We start from the raw sequence: 17,544 nt of genomic DNA, 5'->3' as shown, positions 1-17,544 counted from the left end.
TGTTCGTGTGCGCTGCAACAAATGAGCCGCTGGTGGTTCACAATTAACGCAGTTTGCACGTAAAAGCAGACGACGTCGCGCAGATGCCTTATTTTTAGGCTACGCAAGATCAGGTGCGTTCAGGGAGAAAAGCCAAATGTCGCGAGGCATTGCCATCATCGGCGGCGTGGTCGCCGCTGTAGCTGTATTACTGCTGGTGTGGTTTTTCCTGTTTTCCGGCGATACCGATGAGCCGGTGGTCGCCGACGATGCTGCCGTTTCTGGCGAAGACAACGTCCAGGCAGCCCCGGACCCTGCGGTTGCAGAGCCGCAGGTGCCCAGCTTCGACATCGTCCGTGTCGAGCGCGACGGCCAGACCGTCGCCGCAGGTCGCGCAGAACCTGGTGCCATCATCCGCCTGATTGATAATGGCGAGACCATCGCCGAAGCTGTTGCCGACAGCCGCGGCGAATGGGTGATTGTGCTGGATGAGCCGCTTGGCGTCGGCGACCGCCAGTTGCGCCTTGAGGCCGAGTTGCCCGACGGCACGCTACTCAACTCAAAGCAGGTCGTCTCTATTTCCGTGCCCGAAGACCCCAAGGCCGAGGCCCTTGTTGTGCTTCAGGGTGGTCCTGATACGGCCAGCCGCGTGCTGCAGGGCACCGGCGTGGTGGCTGACGGCGGCGCGCTGACCCTTGATACGGTGGACTATGGCGAAGGCGGCACGGTCATTTTCTCAGGCCGCGCGCCACAAAACGCCGATGTGCGCATTTATGTGGACAACGTGCCCGCAGGCGACGCCATGGCCGATGAAAAAGGCCGCTGGACGGTGACCGCCATGATTCCCATCGCCCCCGGCGTGCACGAGCTTCGGGTGGACCAGCTTGATGCTCAGGGCCTTGTGCTGGCCCGTCTTGAGGCCCCGTTTGAACGCGCCACAGCAGAAGACGTCGCCATGGTGCTGCGCGACGGCAAGGTGGTAATCCAGCCCGGCAACAATCTGTGGAAAATCGCCCAGCGGCTGTATGGCTCCGGCTACCAGTACACGGTGATTTATCAGGCCAACCGCGACCAGATTCGCGACCCCAACCTGATCTATCCCGGTCAGGTGTTTGAAGCACCCGGCAACCTGCGTTAGTCCTTCCCACCTTGTTTCCCGGCCACATGCGGCTATGTATCTGAGGGGAAACCGCAGACGTGGTGCGGTTTTTGGTGCATAAGGGCATTGACCCGCACCCCTGTTGCCTCCGGGAGTCTCCCCAAATGTCGCCACGCTTTGGCGTATCCAACGGCCAGCAATCAACGCTTGATGTGCCGCGCGCCGGTGCCAGAGAAGCCGTGCGCGATCTGCTGCCGTTCCTGTGGCCCAAGGGTCGGCCTGATCTTCGCCTGCGCGTGGTTATCGCCATGGTGGCGCTGGTGTTGGCCAAGGGCGTGACGGTCTCGATGCCCTTTCTCTACAAACTTGCGGTAGACGCGCTCGATAAGAATAACGCCGCTGAAATTGTCATAGGGACGGTCATCACGCTGATTGTCGCCTATGGTGTCGCCCGTATCCTGATGATTGGTCTGGCCCAACTGCGCGACGGGCTGTTTGCCCGCGTCGGCCAGAATGCCGTGCGCGCGGTCGCCTTGCGCACATTTCGCCACCTGCACGCCCTGTCGCTGCGGTTTCACCTCAGCAGGCGGACCGGCGGCCTCAGCCGGGTAATCGAGCGCGGCGTCAAGGCGATCGAGTTTCTGCTGCGCTTCACGCTGTTCAACATTGGCCCCACCATTCTGGAATTGCTGCTGGTCGCGGGCATCCTGTGGTGGACCTTCAACATCTGGTTTGCGGTCGTCACGCTGGTGACCGTGGGCGGTTATATCTGGTTCACGTTCAAGGTCACCGAGTGGCGCATCGGCTTCATTCGTTCCATGAACCACTCAGACGAGCGCGCCCACACCAAGGCCGTGGACAGCCTGCTCAATTTTGAGACAGTCAAGTATTTCGGCAACGAAACCCACGAGGCAGACCGGTTCGACAAGTCAATGGCGCGCTATGAAGACGCTGCTGTGCGCTCAACCAAATCGTTGTCCTGGCTCAACGCCGGGCAGGCCGCCATCTTCGCCGTAGGCCTGTCGGCGCTGATGAGCATGGCGGCCTATGGCGTGGCGGCGGGCACCATGACCATTGGCGACTTTGTGCTGGTCAATACCATGCTGATCCAGCTCTACCAGCCGCTGAACCTGCTGGGCTTCGTCTATCGCGAAATCAAGCAGGCACTGGTGGACATGGAGACCATGTTTGCGCTGCTGGGCGTTGGTGCCGAGGTAAAGGACACGCAGGAGGCCCGACCGCTGGCCCAGCGCGGCGGAGAAATCCGGTTTGAAAACGTCGATTTTTCCTATGATCCCGCGCGCCAGATCCTCAAGGGTGTTGATTTTACCGTGCCAGCCGGGCGGATGGTAGCCATCGTTGGCCCGTCCGGCGCGGGCAAATCCACCATCTCGCGTCTGCTGTTCAGGTTTTACGATGTCACCAGCGGTCGCATCCTGATTGATGGTCAGGACGTGCGTGACGTAACGCAGGCAAGCGTGCGCGCTGCCATCGGCATCGTTCCGCAGGACACTGTGCTGTTCAACGACAGCATTCGCTACAATATCCGCTATGGTCGGCCGGATGCGACCGACGAGGAGGTGGAAGAAGCGGCGCGCATGGCGCAGATCCACGACTTTGTGTCGCGGCTTCCCGATGGCTATGACAGCCAGGTAGGCGAACGCGGCCTCAAATTGTCGGGCGGCGAAAAGCAGCGCGTGGCGATTGCCCGTACCCTGCTGAAGAACCCGCCGATCCTGCTGCTGGATGAAGCCACGTCAGCGCTGGACACCCACACCGAAAAAGAAATCCAGGCATCGCTCTCCATTGTCTCCCGCGACCGCACCAGCCTGGTTATTGCTCATCGGCTCTCAACGGTGGTGGACGCCGACGAGATTATCGTGCTGGACCATGGTCGCATCCGCGAGCGCGGCACCCATGCGGACCTTTTGGCCAGGAACGGTGCCTATGCCGCCATGTGGCAGCGCCAGCAGGAAGCCCAGCGCGCCGAAGAGATTTTGCATGTGGTCGCGGAATCCGATGAAACCGATCCGCTGCCACCCGAACTCGTACCCGCAAAATAGGCTCACCGTGATAGGTTGATGTTTGCCGACGCGCGGAGAACGATGTGAAAGAAGCAAGATGCCAATGCGGAAGGGTGACCGCCACTGTAACGGGTGAGCCTGTAGGTGTGGTGGTCTGCCACTGCCTGGATTGCCAACGCAGGTCAGGATCAGTGTTTGGCATTGGCGCATATTATCCCGCGCAAAACGTGCAGATTTCAGGGCCGACAACCCACTTCACACGACCGACTGACATTGGAAACACTTTCCATGAGGATTTTTGCCCGGTCTGCGGTACCACCCTGTATTGGTCGTCTGACAAAAACCCCGGCATGATCGGAATTGCCGTCGGCGCATTTGGTGATCCGCACTTTGCAGCGCCGGCGCGGTCTGTGTGGGAACAGTCCTGCCATGATTGGCTCGCATTGCCGACTAATATTGAACACTTCGAGAAGGGCAGGGCGTAATATCTGCTCCTTGTTTTGAAAGGACCATTGAGACCCGATGCGTGAGTTGTTGTCGTTCATTCCTCCGATGCACCCCGAAGGTCGCCGTTTTGTGGTGATTTTTGCAGCGGTGGCGCTTGTGCTGTTCTTCATTTGGCAGCCGCTGGGGTGGCTTGGCGTGATCGCAACCGTTTGGTGTGCGTGGTTCTTCCGCGACCCAGAACGGGTGACGCCTGAGCGCCCGGGTCTCATCATTGCACCGGCGGACGGTGTGGTGAACATGATTACTCAGGCCGCGCCACCGCCTGAACTGGGGCTTGGCGAAACACCACTGACGCGCATCAGTATTTTTATGAATGTGTTCAACGTGCATATCGTCCGCTCGCCCGTCGAGGGGGCCGCTGTGCGTACCTCGCATCGCCCAGGCAAGTTCTTCAATGCATCGCTGGAAAAGGCATCTGAGGAAAACGAGCGCTACTCGATCTTAATGCGGACAGGTGGCAGCCACGACTACGCCGTGGTGCTGGTGGCGGGCCTAGTGGCGCGGCGTATTTTGCCGTTCATCACCCAGGGTGCGCATCTTGAACCCGGAGACCGGCTGGGCCTTATCCGATTTGGCAGTCGTGTGGATGTCTATCTGCCTGCGGGTCTTGAGCCGCTGGTAAGCGTTGGCCAGACAAGCGTCGGGGGAGAAACCGTGCTGGCAGACCACCGCGCCCATGATGACCACCGGCCAGGGCGGCGCTCCTGATGACTATGCCGCCGCCAATCGAAAAGGATGGCCGAAGCCGCATGAAGCGGGCCGGTGAACGGCTGCGGCCACCACCCCTGCGCAACCTTCTGCCCAACATTTTGACGGTGCTGGGGCTGTGTGCCGGGCTCACTGCCATCCGCTTCGGGCTGGAAGGCCGCTTTGAGTTTGCCGTCTATGCCATTTTGGTGGCAGCGCTTCTTGACGCACTGGATGGGCGTGTTGCGCGGATGATGCAGGGGCAGTCGAAGTTTGGCGCGGAGCTGGATTCACTGGCTGATTTTTTTAATTTCGGCGTCGCGCCTGTGCTCATTTTGTACACCTGGAGCCTGGATGCTCTGGGTGGTCTTGGCTGGGTCGCGGTGCTTGGCTATGCGGTTGCCTGCGCACTGCGGCTTGCCCGTTTCAACGTGACGGCAGACGACCCCGACCGGCCGTCATGGGCATCTTCATTTTTCATCGGCGTTCCCGCGCCCGCCGGGGCCGGGCTGGTGATGCTGCCACTCTATATGGACTTCGCCAACGTCACGACGTTTAACACCTGGCCGTCGCTGGTCGCGATACATATAGCCGTGGTGGCTTTCCTGATGGTCAGCAGCCTGCCGACATTTTCAGGAAAGCGTCTGCGGTTGTCCGCACGCCGCGACAGGGCCCTGCCGGTTTTGCTGGGCGTGGCCCTTACGGCCGCACTTGCCATCAGTTACCCGTGGGCCGTGCTGATTGCTATTGCACTGCTGTATGTGGCGACGCTGCCGCTTTCGTTCTGGCGGCATCGTGTGCTGTTGAGACGCACACAGCATGTGCGCGCGGCACGGGACCGCGATCTGGGCGGAGACTGACCGGCGAAGATTGATCGGGCCTTCTACTCAGCCGCGCCGTAACGACCCCGCTCGCGGGCCGGTTCGCGGCCAAGCCGCATCATCACCCAGTCACGCCACCCACCGGCACTTTCGCGCAGCACCACGGGTGCGGCCAGCATCACCGGCGTCACCACCAATGTCAGCAGTGTGGCAAAGCTCAGGCCGGAAATGATCGCAGTTGAAAGCTGAACCCACCACACAGCCACAGGTCCGCCATATGTGACTGACCGGTCAAAGAACCCCACATTGATTTGCGTCGCCATAGGCAAGAGGCCGCAAATGGTGGTGATGGTGGTAAGCAGCACCGGGCGCAGACGCTGGCCTGCCGTGCGCAACACGGCTTCAATCGGGTCCATGCCACGTGCCAGCAGGCTCTGGAAGGTATCAATCAGAACAATGTTGTTGTTCACCACAATACCCGCCAGCGCCACGATGCCGGTGCCGGTCATGATGACCGAAAATGTCTGGCCGGTAATGACCATGCCCAGCAACACGCCCATGGTGGACATGATGACCGCCGAAAGTGTCAGCACCGAATGGTAGAACGAGTTGAACTGCGTCAGCAGGATGATGAACATCAAGAACAATGCCGCGATCATGGCATTGCCCAGAAACGCCGCTGACTCGGCCTGGTTTTCGTCGGCGCCGCGGAACCGCACATTGACCCGCGGGTCAATGTTGGCGTCATTTTCTATCCATGACTTGAGTTCGGTGACTTTCGTGTCGGCCAGCACGCCTTCAACAGTGTTGGCCTTCACGTCCATCACCTGAATGCCGTCGATCCGGGTGATCTCGTTCACCTGCTTGGCAGGCTCACGGGTCACGAAATTCGACAACGGCACCAGTCCGTTGGGCGTGCGCAGCCGCAACTGGTCGAGCTGGTCTATGGAACGGTCCGCAACGGGGAAGCGCGCACGGATGTCCACTTCATCGTCGGCATCATTGGGCCGGTATGTGCCTACAAGTATGCCGTTTGTGACCATCTGCACCATGGCGCCAACCGCAGACACATCAGCCCCGAAGCGTCCGGCCTGTTCGCGGTCGATTTTCAATACCCACTCAATGCCAGGCAGCGGCAAGCTGTCTTCAATGTCGATGAGGTCATCCACATTGTTTTCCAGATGATCACGCACCCGCTGGGTTTCTGCCCTCAGAAGGGCCGCATCATTGGACGAAAGCTGTATCTGCACATCCTTGCCCGTTGGGGGTCCGTCCTCGCGTTTGCGCACTTCAACATGAAGACCGGGAATGTTTTTTGTCTTCTGCCGGATTTCTTCAAGAATAATGGCGCCCGGACGGCGCTGCTCATACGGCGCCAGTTCAATGGAAATGCGCCCGATCATGTCCGCCGGTGCATCGCCGCCCTGTCCGGGGCCGCCCTGGCCCGGGCCTGTTTGTGAAAACGCCGACTCGACCCCTTCAACGGCCAATACGATGCGCTCCACCTCGACAACGAGATCGCGCATTTCGGTGGCTGACAGGTTGCCGCGTGCACTCACCAGAATGGCGGCCTGTTCGGGCTCGGTCTCAACAAAGAACTCAACGCCGTTGTTGAACGCCCCATACAGGAAGAAGATGCTCACAAGCACCCCGAGTGCTGCCAGCATGACCGTGACAGGCCTCCGGATCAGCTTGTCAAGCATCCGCACATAGATGCCGGTCATGCCTTCGAGCGCCCGCACGTCGCCGGATTCAGCGCCTGACAACATGCGCAAGGTGGCCTGATTGACCGCTTCCGCCTTGCCGAAAATCGACCCAAGAACCGGCAGGAAGATGAGCGCCGTCACCAGTGAAGCAATGAGCACAAATATCAGCGTCATCGGCAGATAGGACATGAACTGGCCGGATACACCCGGCCACAGCAACATCGGCAGGAACGCTGCCAGCGTTGTGGCGGTGGACGAAATGATCGGCCAGAACATGCGCGACGACGCGGCCATGTAAGCCTCGGCACGGTCCACCCCTTCCGACATTTTCCGGTCGGCGTATTCCACAATCACAATAGCCCCATCCACCAACATGCCGACCGCCAGCAGCAGCCCGAACATCACCATCATGTTGAGCGTGAGCCCGGACAGAGCCAGCAGGAAGAAGCCAATGAGGAAAGAGGTGGGAATGGCAATGCCGACCAAAATTGCCGAGCGCATACCAAGTGCTGCCACCACCACAATCATCACCAGACTGATTGCGGTAATGATCGAGGCTTCAAGCGAGTTGATTGAACGGAAAATCCACGAGGACTGGTCCTGCGTGAACGTAATGTTGATGTCGTCCGGCCAGCCTGCCGTCTCAGCAGCAACGACCGCCCGCACGGCATTGTTGGTGTGAATAATGTTGGTGCCGAGGCGCTTCGTGACTTCAATCACAATGGCAGAGCCACCGTTGAAGCGCGCAAAGTTGTCAGCGTCCTTGAACGTACGCCTAATCTCGGCAATGTCGTCCAGCGTCACAACACCCTCACCGGATGATTTGACGGCAAGGCTCATCACATCCTCGCGACTTTCAAACAGGCCGGGCACTTTGACGTTGAAGCGGCCCTGGCCGGTGTCCAGCGCACCGGCGGCCACAAGCTGGTTGTTGAGCGAAACAGCATTGATGAGTTCACGCTGCGACACGTCGTAGGATTCAAGTTTCACCGGGTCGATAATGACCTCAAGAAGCTCCTCGCGATCGCCCACCAGTTTTGCCTCAAGCACCGTTGGCACACTTTCGATGGCGTCCTGCAGCCGGCGCGCATGAGTGAGCAGGGTGCGTTCAGGCACCTCGCCGGAAATTGCTACCGCGAGCACCGGAAACAGGCTGGTGTTGAACTCTGTCACAACCGGCTCTTCAGCTTCGGCCGGTATTTCAGCACGTGCCAGATCAACGCGCTCCCGCACATCCTGCAGAGCGTCGTCCTTGTCGAAATCAACATCGAACTCAAGAATGATCCCGGCCATGCCCTGGGTGGCAAAGGCCGTTATTTCCTTGAGACCCTCAAGGGTGCGCAGCTCGGTCTCCATCGGCTTGACCAGCAGCCGTTCACCGTCTTCGGGGGAAATGCCTGGGTAGGGCAGGGTCACGAAGAAAAACGGAATGGGGATATCCGGGTCAGCTTCCTTGGGAATGGCCACATAGGACGTGATGCCGGCAAGGATCAGCAGCACCATGGTTGTGAGCACGGTGCGGGTGCGGCTGACGGAGGCTGCGACAAGCGGGTTCATGAGGCGGCACTTTCATTTTCAAACGTCACGTCCACCTTCTGGCCGTCGCGCACAAACTCCTGACCAACCGTGATGACGGTCGCCTTTTGCGGCAGCCCGCCAACCCACACGCCGTCATTGCCGTCGTCCAGGATGGTAACGGGAACGAACATCGCGGTGTTGTCGTCGTTCACCATTCGTACGCCGATGCTGCCGTCATCGTTCAGCACGAGGAACGCGGGTGACATGAGATGCGCCGTCACAGCTTCCGCCGCCACGATGATTTCAGCGGTAATGCCCGCGCGCAGGCCCGCATCCTTGTTGGGTACAGCAAGCTCAACCCGAAACGTGCGGGTGTCAGAGTCTGCAGTTTTGGCGATGAACCGCACAACACCCTCAATGGTCTCGCCGGTAATTAACCGTGCCTTGCCGACACTACCCATGGACAGTTTTGAGACATCACGCTCCGACACCTGCCCAACAATCAAAATGGGATCCAGATCCACCACTGTGGCGCACGACTGGCCAACTGAGAGGAAGTCTCCAATTTCCACAAAGCGATTATCGACGATCCCATCGAAGGGCGCGGAAATCTGCGTGTGGCTCAACTCGACTTCCATCTGCTTCACCTGCGCCACGGCGGCGTCATATCCCGCCTTGTCAGCGGCAGCCTGTGTCTCGGAGCGGTGCCCTTTGGCTGCGAGTTTGCGTGACGCGTCATATTGCAGCCAGCGCTGCTGACGCAGGGCCTGCGCTTCCGCCAGCATGGCCCCGCGGGCATTGACTGAAAGCCCGCACAGCAGATCGCCCTGTGACACGTATTCACCCTTCTCAACGGGCAGATCGGTCACTGTGCCGGACGTCTCCGCGCGCACATCAACCGCCCGCACCGGCTCGGTCCGGCCCCGCACGACAATGTCGCGCTTCACGGGCCGCGCCTCAAATACGCGTGCACGCACGGATTGTGCAGCCTCGCTCAGGGCGGTTTCAGCCGACCCTTGTTCAAGCGCCGCCATTTCAGCGCGCTCTTCGGCATCTGAATTGGAGTTGAGCTGACCCGACAGAATCCAGAACCCCAGACCAAGGGCAATCACGGCTGCCCAGACATAGCTACGTTTGATGGTCATATGGTGTTAGTCCTGGAATATCTGCCCGTCGTGGCGCGGCTTGAAAATAAGGTGTTGAGGTAGGCTCTAAATGCAGCGGCTGGAAGCCTCATATCTGTCGCACTCATGAGGCTGTTTCCTTATGTGGCGCTGCGGCAACGGCATCATTCTGCCTGGCTGCGGGTAACGCCGCCGCTGCATCCTCTCCGGCGGAGGCTTCAATCAGGTGTCGGTTGCGTTCCAGAAAATCAATATGCGCCTTGCACATGGCAATGCCGTATCGACACACGAAAGCCGCCCCTGCGCTGTCATTAGGTGTTTGCGTCGCTTCCAACTCGCGCAGGCCCTGCCGGGAGTGGTCAATCTGTGCGTCAATCAGCGCCGCAACCCGCGAGCGGGGCAAACGGTCTGCGAACATCATCACGAACGAGAAGTCTGACTTTATCTTGTCTGGCGCAATCGCCTGATTGATGGCCAGGTCAAGCGCGGCCCAGCCGTTTGCTGTCAGCGAATAGACCTTCTTGTCCGGACGTTTTTCCTGCGGCTCTGTGCGGCAGGCAAGCAGACCGTCATCGGTCATTCGGGTAAGCGCTGGATAGATCGAACCAAAGCTCGCATCCATGAAATGGCGCGATGGACCCTGCTCAAACTCTTTCTTGATTTCGTAGCCCGACGCATCGCCAAAGGCGAGCAATCCAAGGCACATCGTGCGAACATCCATTGCGGACCCACTCTCAAACCATGTTTTACGCAGCGTCACGCTTGTTTTTGTGCATGACGGCGTGCAGAAGCGGTATATAGGTCTGATATATACTGATCTGCAAGGGGTGGTACGCACACCACCCCCATCTGGATTGCATAGCCAGGCAGTTTCTGGACGGCTTTTTTAAGTAGGTTGGGCAGCGAAAACGCTATGCCGGACCACTCAGGCTTCTGATTGTCCGCAGCGCAGTATGAAACCGCACAATGCTTAGTTGGCCGGTTTTGAGGGCGGCAATCCTGGCCTGCCAGATGGTGCCTTCACTCATCAGGGCATCCACGCCTTCGGGCGGCAGAGGATCGGTGGCAAGACTTTCCATCAATCTGCGCCAGTCGGCTTCGACCTGCGCCACATAAGATTTGGTCAGGTTGGCAGTGCCCTTGAGTTCAAGGCGTGCATCACTCAGGTGGCGCTTGTAGTCATCGATAGTCCACACGAGCGGCGGCATAGGCTCTGTGGCACGCCATGACTTTACGGCATCCATTTCGTGCCCATGTTCCAGAAGCACAAAATCGTTGAACACAAACTGCCCGCCACCTTGCAGGGCATGGCTTGCAGCCTTGAGCACCTTCTGGCGCGATGGGGCAAAGCACATGTTTTCGCGTGCAAAAAAGCGTCGAAAAACCTTGCTGCCGAAGTCCGGCGTATGTTCGTCAAAAATGTTAAGTGTGATTGCGTCGCGTTGCGGTACGCCAGCCTGCAGCCATGTGCTGCCTTCAGGTTCAAAACATGTGACAGATGCGAGCGTTTCTGACGCCAGCGCGACCGCCGGGCCGCTGGCCCCTGCGGAAAAAATCGCCGCCTTGTCGCCAATCTGCGTGTCGCACAACCTGGCCATCGCGCAAATGACATCTGGCCCGCCGGGCAAGCCAAACCCCTCCCCCCACACACGCGTCCTGACACGGGCGGTCCAGTCCGGATCAGGGTCGATCGTGCCGCTATGCAAAATGCCGGCAGCGCCGGGCATATTCTCGTCCCGTTTGTTCTTGTCCTGGTGGCCGGTTCCAGTCTTTGCAGCCCTGCTGCCCGTTGGCGGCGATTTTTTCACCGTGGCAATGGGTGTCCCGTCCCACCATGCCCGAAACCGCTCCGGAAACGGAATATACCCGTCATCCGGAGTGAGTCGCGTTTTGGAGGGTGTGGGAGCTGATCTTGAAGCGCGTCCTGGCTTTGCTGAATGGCTCTTCGCCCCCCCCTTACCTTTTGCCGCCCACTTACCCTTTGCCGCCCACTTACCCTTTGCAATGTGTGTATCCAGAACTTTGGCCAGCGAGTCCGGCAGTTTTCGCATCTTGCTGAACCGCTCGATGGCGGATGCCGACATATCATCGAGTGCAAGCTGAAACTCCTTCGGCGCCATGGCGTCGAGTTCTTTCTTGCTCTTGGTGATGATATCGCTCACACCCGCTCCGCCCGTTCTGGCACTGTGTCAGCGGGGCAGGGTAGGTCAAACCGGTTAAATTACAACTAATGCGTGTGTAAGATACACCACATGGGTGTGCTCAGGCTTGCTGCGCCCGTAAGTGTTTGGGCGGCGCAATTCTCTCGAGCACAGCCGCAAAGGCAGGCAATCCGATGATGGCCGCGACCATGTTCATCAGGAACATGAAGGCAAGCAGCGCACCCATGTCGGCCTGAAACTTGAGCGGCGACAAAATCCAGGTGGCTACACCCACAGCCAGCATGATGGCGGTATAGACCACCGCCATACCGGTTGAGTGCAGCGCGCCCTCGTAGGCCTCTGCAATGCCAAGACCTTCCTTCTGGTAATATTTGATCTGGCTGTAGAGATAGAACGCGTAGTCCACCCCGATGCCCGTGCCCAGTACCAAAACCGGCAGCGTGGTCACCTTGAGCCCGATCCCCAGCATCACCATGAATACATAGCCAAGGAACATGGCCAGCAGCAGCGGCATACAGCAGCAGATGACCGCGCGCCAGTCCGCGTAGGCAAGAAACACAAGTATGATAATGGTGGCAAAAACATAGAGGATAAGCGGCGCTTCGCTTTCCTCAATCACCTCGTTGGTCGCGGCAATAATGCCGACACCCCCCATGCCCAAACGGATATTGACGTCCGGATTTGGATTGATTTCTTCATAGGCCTCGATAGCCGCCACAACCTTTTTGATCGACGTTGCCTTGTGGTCTTCCATATAGGCAATCACCGGCAGAATGGTGCAGGCGTCGTTCAACAATCCGGTCGTTTTGGGGACTGCCGATGTGGCGCCAATGAGCTGCGACGGCGTAGGCGGCAGTTCGCGCCACTTGAGATTGCCTTCAGCGCCGATGGACTGGAAATAGCGCGCCGCAAATGGCAGCGAATCCACCGATACAACACTTGGCACACTCTTCATGTAGAGCGAAAAGCGGTCCACATAGTTCATGATATCCGGGTCAATACATCCGTCTTGCGGGGTTTCCAGAATGATGATCAGCACATCGGTCGGAACGCTGAGCGCAGTCGCAATATAGGCCGTATCCAGGTTGTATTTTGAATCAGCCCGCAGCTCAGAGGCACCAGGCGTGAGATCGCCCACATGCCGTTCGCGGCTGACCAGATACGCTGCTGCCAGCGATACAAACACCAGCCCCACAACAATCACCGCCGGACGGGGGCGCGCCACTTTTGCAATGATGCTCATCACACGCTCGCGTTGCCCGCGCGCGCGAATGAACAGCCGAACCTGCTTCTCATCCCGTGGAATGTAAGACGCAATCAACGGCAGCATCACTAGGTTGGTGATGATCTTCAACGCGACGCCAATGGTGGCGATAATGGCGATGTCGCGCACCACGCCAACAGGAATGAGGTAGAGCGTCACAAAGCCGACAAGGTCTGTCACCAGCGCCATGGAGCCGGGCACAAGCAGCCGCCGGAACGTAGCCCGCGCCGCCGACATGCCGTCCTGACCCTTGGATATCTGCGTCGCAATCAGGTTGACCTGCTGCATCCCGTGACTGACGCCAATGGCATAGACCAGGAACGGCACCAGAATGGCAAGCGGATCAAGCGCGTAGCCGATCATGGCCAGCACACCAAACTGCCAGACCACCGACACCAGCGATGACCCGATAGCCAAGGCAGACAGTGTAAACGACCGGACATACATAAAGACAGCGATGCCGGTGAGCAAAAATGCGAGGCCGAAAAAGGCAACCGCGATGACGGCGCCTGCAGCGATGTCACCGATGAACTTCGGAAACCCGATGATCATCACGTCCGTCTGGTCATCTGAGAATGGCGCACGGATTTTCTGTTCCATGATGTCGGCAACTTCGAGCGCCAGATTGGCCGTGCTCGAAATGTCTCCATCACCAGCGCCGGCCTCCTGCAATTGCAGCAAAATGATTGACGCCGTTTCGTCCAGCGCTACCAGATCTCCATAAAGGTCACTGGTCAGAATACGTTCGCGTATCCGGTCCACGTCTGCTTGCGTAATGCTGTCGGCTGTGACGTCGCCGGGGATTACGTCGAGAAGGTCAAATCCTTCCTCGCGGATTTCCAGTATCTGCGTGTTCGGGGTCCACAGCGATATCAGCCGCGCCCGGTCAACGCCGGGCAGATAGCGTGCTTCTTCGGTGATGGCATACAGGCGTTTGAAATATTCGACATTCCACATGTCGCCGGTTTTGCTGCGCAGACCGATGATAACCAGGTTCGCGCCGGGCAGGTCTTTTTGATACTCGAAATAGGTCTGGATATAGGGATGTTCGAGGGGAACCTGCTTGAGAAAACCGGCTTCCATTTTGAGGCCGGTTGCAAAATAGCCGGTGATGACTGTCGCAATGGCCATGGCAATGAGAACCGTGCCGCGCCACCGAAAAATGGTGTCTTCAAAGACCTGAATCATGTGCCCCTCCCCCCGAGGGTGATCGCCGACGCCTTGTTGAGCAGCGTCTTGCCATCGAATTGTCGCGCAGGCGACAAGAGAATCCACCCGCTCTTCAGTTAAAAAGCATGGCAGTGTTGCCGCACGCGCGCAACGCTCCACAGGGGCGTAAAAAATCAACGCTTTACGCAGCGGCGCGGACCACTATCCTGCCAACCAACAAGATGTGCTGGGGAGGCACCCGATGATCAAATCACTTTTTGCGCGCAGAAATAAGGGTGACGAGGACGCTAAGCCGGTTGCCGGCTTTTTTGCGAAAGTAGCAGATGCCAGAAAAGCCGGGCAGCTTGTTGACGGCGAAATGGATGGTGTTGACCGCACCAAAGTGGCCGCGGCCGTCTTGATGGTGGAAGTGGCGCGTCTGGATACGGACTATTCCGACCAGGAAACAGATCGTATCTGCGCCATCATGCAGCGCGAGTTTGGCATGTCGCTTGAGCAGGCAAGCAGCCTTCTCGACACCGCCGAGACGCGCCATGAAGAAGCCTACACAAACTGGCTGTTCACAAAAACGATCAAAGAAAAGGCGGGTCTTGAGGAGCGTGCCAAGGTGATGGAACACCTGTGGGACATTGCCTATGCCGATGGCGAACTGCACGACCTTGAAGCTGACCTGCTGCTGCGCATCGGCCAGGCCATGGGGCTGCCGGAAAACGAGCGCATCATGGCGCTGGAGCGGGTATTCGCCAAACGCGTACCCGAACTTCTGGCGGCGCAGGCCTGACACCCACGAAATACCGAACATCCTTCACGCCATGGCTGCGCTTGAGCTGCGGCGGTGTACTGACATTTATCGATGAGGAACGCACACCCAATGGGAAAAAACAGAGAGTTTGACGTCGTTGTCTATGGTGCCACGGGCTTTACCGGTCGGTTGGTCGCGGAATATCTGAATGCGCAATATGGCGTTGGCGGCGACTTGAAATGGGCCATGGCCGGACGCAGCGACAAGAAACTTGCGCAGGTGCGCGACGAAATGGGCATCTCCAAAGACGTGCCGTTTGTTGTGGCGGATGCCTCCGACCCCGCGTCCCTGAAAGCGATGGCGGAGCGCACGTCTGTGGTGCTGACAACGGTTGGCCCTTATCAGATGTATGGCAGTGACGTTGTGGCGGCCTGCGCTGAAGCAGGCACAGACTATGTCGACCTGTGCGGTGAAACACCGTGGATGCGCTGGGTGATTGATACCCACAGCGCAACGGCGGAAAAAACCGGTGCCCGCATCGTGCTGTCGTGCGGCTTCGACTCAATCCCGTTCGACCTCGGTGTCTTCTTCCTGCAGGACGAAGCCAAAAAGAAGTTTGGTTCAACAGTGCCGCGCGTCAAAACCCGTGTGCGCGCCATGAAAGGCACGTTCTCCGGCGGTACGGTTGCCAGTTTTCGGTCAACCATGGCGGAAGCAGGCAAGAACCCGGACGTCATCAAGATCCTGCAGGACCATTTTGCCCTTACACCGGGCTTCTCTGGCCCCCCACAGCCTGAAGGCAACAAGCCGGAATACGACGAGGGCCTGGGCATGTGGCTGGCTCCTTTCGTGATGGCCCCCATCAACACCCGCAACGTCCATCGCTCCAACGCGTTGCTTGGCCATGCCTACGGCAAAGACTTTGTATATGACGAAATGATGCTGGCAGGCCCCGGCGAGCAGGGGGAGGCGATTGCAAAAATGATTGCAGGCGACACATCCCTGATGAGCGACGATGCGCCCAAGCCCGGCGAAGGCCCGTCCAAAAAAGAGCGCGAAGAGGGCATGTATGACGTGCTCATCATCGGCGAATCCGGTGACGGTAAAACCATCAAGGTTGGTGTCACCGGCGACCGTGACCCGGGCTATGGCTCAACGTCCAAGATCATTGCGGAAGCTGCTGTGTGTCTGGCCAAAGACGATGTGGTGGAAGGGGGCGGCATCTATACGTCCGCACCTGCCATGGGCCTCACGCTGGTCAACCGTCTGGTTGCCAATGCAGGGCTGACGTTCAAGGTCGAAGGCTGACAAGCATAGTTGCCCTTTGCAAAAGCAAGGCTGACGCAACGTTTTTCAAATATCAAAACGCCGGGACTCGCATCCCGGCGTTTCGTCTATTAAATCAGGTACATAAACTATTCAGCGAAACCCAGAACAACAAACATGAGGATGAGGAAATGAGCGAAGCATGGATCATTGACGCCTGCCGTACACCGCGCGGCATCGGCAAGGCAGGCAAGGGCGCCCTTTGGGAACTGCACCCCCAGCATCTGGGCTCAACTGTGCTCAAGGCAATTGCCGAGCGCAACAGCCTCAAGACCGAAGAAGTGGACGACATCATCTGGGGCACGTCCTCCCAGCGCGGCAAGCAGGCCGGCGACCTTGGCCGCATGGCAGCGCTGGACGCAGGCTATGACGTGCGCTCGTCAGGCATGACGCTCGATCGTTTTTGTGGCTCCGGCATCACCACCGTCAACATTGCGGCCGCCAACATCATGTCCGGCATGGAAGACCTCGTGATTGCCGGTGGCACAGAGATGATGTCGCTCGCAGGCCAGCCCGGCCACGAGCAGACACAGCCATTCCTCGACAGTGGCAACGAGCACCTGCGCGACATGCATCCCCAGCCCCATCAGGGCGTATGTGCGGATGCTATCGCCACCCTTGAAGGCATTACCCGTGAGGCCGTTGACGATCTGGCGCTTGTCAGCCAGCAGCGTGCTGACAATGCCATCAAGAATGGTCACTTCGACAAGGCACTGGTGCCGGTCTATCACCTTGATGGCAAGCTGGCGCTCGACAAGGAAGAGTTCCCGCGTCCCCAGACAACCCGTGAAGGCCTTGCCGGATTGAAGGCGTCATTCGCAGCGATTGCCGATTTTGCCCTCGATGAGAAAGGCACGACATTCCGCAAGCTGGTGCAGCAGGTGTATCCTGACCTCGACATCAACCACATCCACCATGCCGGCAACTCATCTGGTGTTGTGGACGGTGCAGCTGCCGTGCTTCTGGCATCGCCTGACTATGCCAAAAAGAATGGCATGAAGCCGCGTGCCCGCGTGGTAGCCATGGCCAATATGGGCGACAGCCCCACCCTGATGCTCAACGCGCCTGTGCCCGCTGCCAAAAAAGTGCTGCAGAAGGCAGGCATGAAGCTTGAAGACATCGACCTGTTCGAAATCAACGAAGCGTTTGCGGTTGTGGCTGAAAAGTTCATCCGCGATCTCAACCTTGATCGCGACAAGGTCAACGTCAATGGCGGTGCCATGGCACTGGGGCATCCGATCGGGGCTACCGGTTCCATCCTCATCGGCACGATGGTTGATGAGCTTGAACGTCAGGACAAGAAGTTTGGTCTTGTCACCATGTGTGCGGCGGGTGGCATGGCCCCTGCCATCATCATCGAGCGCATGAACTAGAACACGCTGACCACCGGCGGCAGCCAAAAACTGCCGCCGGTG

The 17,544-nt window shown here is 58.6% G+C and carries 13 protein-coding genes; 8 read left to right on the top strand and 5 right to left on the bottom strand.

What is annotated here, in order from left to right; all coding sequences use genetic code 11:
* Positions 1 to 136 precede the first annotated feature (136 nt).
* The 5 genes from RIB87_RS08895 to RIB87_RS08875 all read left to right on the top strand — a co-directional run bounded on the left by RIB87_RS08895 (position 137) and on the right by RIB87_RS08875 (position 5,156).
* Complete coding sequence (locus tag RIB87_RS08895) at positions 137 to 1,117, top strand: LysM peptidoglycan-binding domain-containing protein (protein ID WP_350145698.1); 981 nt, start codon at positions 137 to 139, stop codon at positions 1,115 to 1,117.
* Positions 1,118 to 1,242: 125 nt separating this feature from the next.
* Positions 1,243 to 3,141 carry an ABCB family ABC transporter ATP-binding protein/permease gene (locus RIB87_RS08890; RefSeq protein WP_350145696.1) on the top strand — a complete coding sequence of 633 codons (1,899 nt, stop codon included), beginning with the start codon at positions 1,243 to 1,245 and terminating at the stop codon, positions 3,139 to 3,141.
* Between the two features lie 44 nt (positions 3,142 to 3,185).
* Positions 3,186 to 3,587 (top strand): GFA family protein, encoded by a 402-nt coding sequence (locus RIB87_RS08885; protein ID WP_350145694.1) that lies wholly within the window; start codon positions 3,186 to 3,188, stop codon positions 3,585 to 3,587.
* 37 nt (positions 3,588 to 3,624) lie between these two features.
* On the top strand, positions 3,625 to 4,317 hold the full coding sequence (locus RIB87_RS08880) for a phosphatidylserine decarboxylase (RefSeq protein ID WP_350145692.1): 693 nt from the start codon (positions 3,625 to 3,627) through the stop codon (positions 4,315 to 4,317).
* A gap of 41 nt (positions 4,318 to 4,358) precedes the next feature.
* Positions 4,359 to 5,156, top strand: a complete 798-nt coding sequence (locus RIB87_RS08875) for a CDP-alcohol phosphatidyltransferase family protein (RefSeq protein ID WP_350145690.1) — start codon at positions 4,359 to 4,361, stop codon at positions 5,154 to 5,156.
* Positions 5,157 to 5,179: 23 nt separating this feature from the next.
* Here RIB87_RS08875 and RIB87_RS08870 read toward each other — a convergent pair whose 3' ends face one another.
* The 5 genes from RIB87_RS08870 to RIB87_RS08850 form a co-directional block, all read right to left on the bottom strand.
* Positions 5,180 to 8,380: an efflux RND transporter permease subunit gene (locus tag RIB87_RS08870; protein ID WP_350145688.1), complete on the bottom strand. Its 3,201-nt coding sequence runs from the start codon at positions 8,378 to 8,380 to the stop codon at positions 5,180 to 5,182.
* Complete coding sequence (locus RIB87_RS08865; protein WP_350145686.1) at positions 8,377 to 9,486, bottom strand: efflux RND transporter periplasmic adaptor subunit; 1,110 nt, start codon at positions 9,484 to 9,486, stop codon at positions 8,377 to 8,379. Before RIB87_RS08865 ends, RIB87_RS08870 begins: the two co-directional genes overlap by 4 nt.
* A gap of 103 nt (positions 9,487 to 9,589) precedes the next feature.
* The gene (locus RIB87_RS08860; protein WP_350145684.1) at positions 9,590 to 10,186 is read right to left on the bottom strand and encodes a PadR family transcriptional regulator; all 597 of its coding nucleotides are present in this window, start codon (positions 10,184 to 10,186) and stop codon (positions 9,590 to 9,592) included.
* Positions 10,187 to 10,376: 190 nt separating this feature from the next.
* On the bottom strand, positions 10,377 to 11,627 hold the full coding sequence (locus tag RIB87_RS08855) for a hypothetical protein (protein WP_350145682.1): 1,251 nt from the start codon (positions 11,625 to 11,627) through the stop codon (positions 10,377 to 10,379).
* 100 nt (positions 11,628 to 11,727) lie between these two features.
* Positions 11,728 to 14,079, bottom strand: coding sequence for an efflux RND transporter permease subunit (locus RIB87_RS08850; protein WP_350145680.1), 2,352 nt, complete (start codon positions 14,077 to 14,079; stop codon positions 11,728 to 11,730).
* A 223-nt stretch (positions 14,080 to 14,302) separates the two neighbouring features.
* On the opposite strand from RIB87_RS08850, the gene RIB87_RS08845 reads away from it, so the two are divergent.
* The 3 genes from RIB87_RS08845 to RIB87_RS08835 all read left to right on the top strand — a co-directional run bounded on the left by RIB87_RS08845 (position 14,303) and on the right by RIB87_RS08835 (position 17,502).
* Complete coding sequence (locus RIB87_RS08845) at positions 14,303 to 14,842, top strand: tellurite resistance TerB family protein (protein WP_350145678.1); 540 nt, start codon at positions 14,303 to 14,305, stop codon at positions 14,840 to 14,842.
* A 90-nt stretch (positions 14,843 to 14,932) separates the two neighbouring features.
* Positions 14,933 to 16,111, top strand: a complete 1,179-nt coding sequence (locus tag RIB87_RS08840) for a saccharopine dehydrogenase family protein (RefSeq protein ID WP_350145676.1) — start codon at positions 14,933 to 14,935, stop codon at positions 16,109 to 16,111.
* Positions 16,112 to 16,260: 149 nt separating this feature from the next.
* A complete protein-coding gene (locus tag RIB87_RS08835) occupies positions 16,261 to 17,502 on the top strand; it encodes an acetyl-CoA C-acetyltransferase (RefSeq protein WP_350145674.1) in 1,242 nt (413 codons plus the stop codon).
* The last annotated feature ends 42 nt before the right edge of the window (positions 17,503 to 17,544 follow it).

This window comes from Pyruvatibacter sp., assembly GCF_040219635.1.
Taxonomy (GTDB): Bacteria; Pseudomonadota; Alphaproteobacteria; order CGMCC-115125; family CGMCC-115125; genus Pyruvatibacter.
This window is presented reverse-complemented; position numbering and strand designations above follow the sequence as displayed.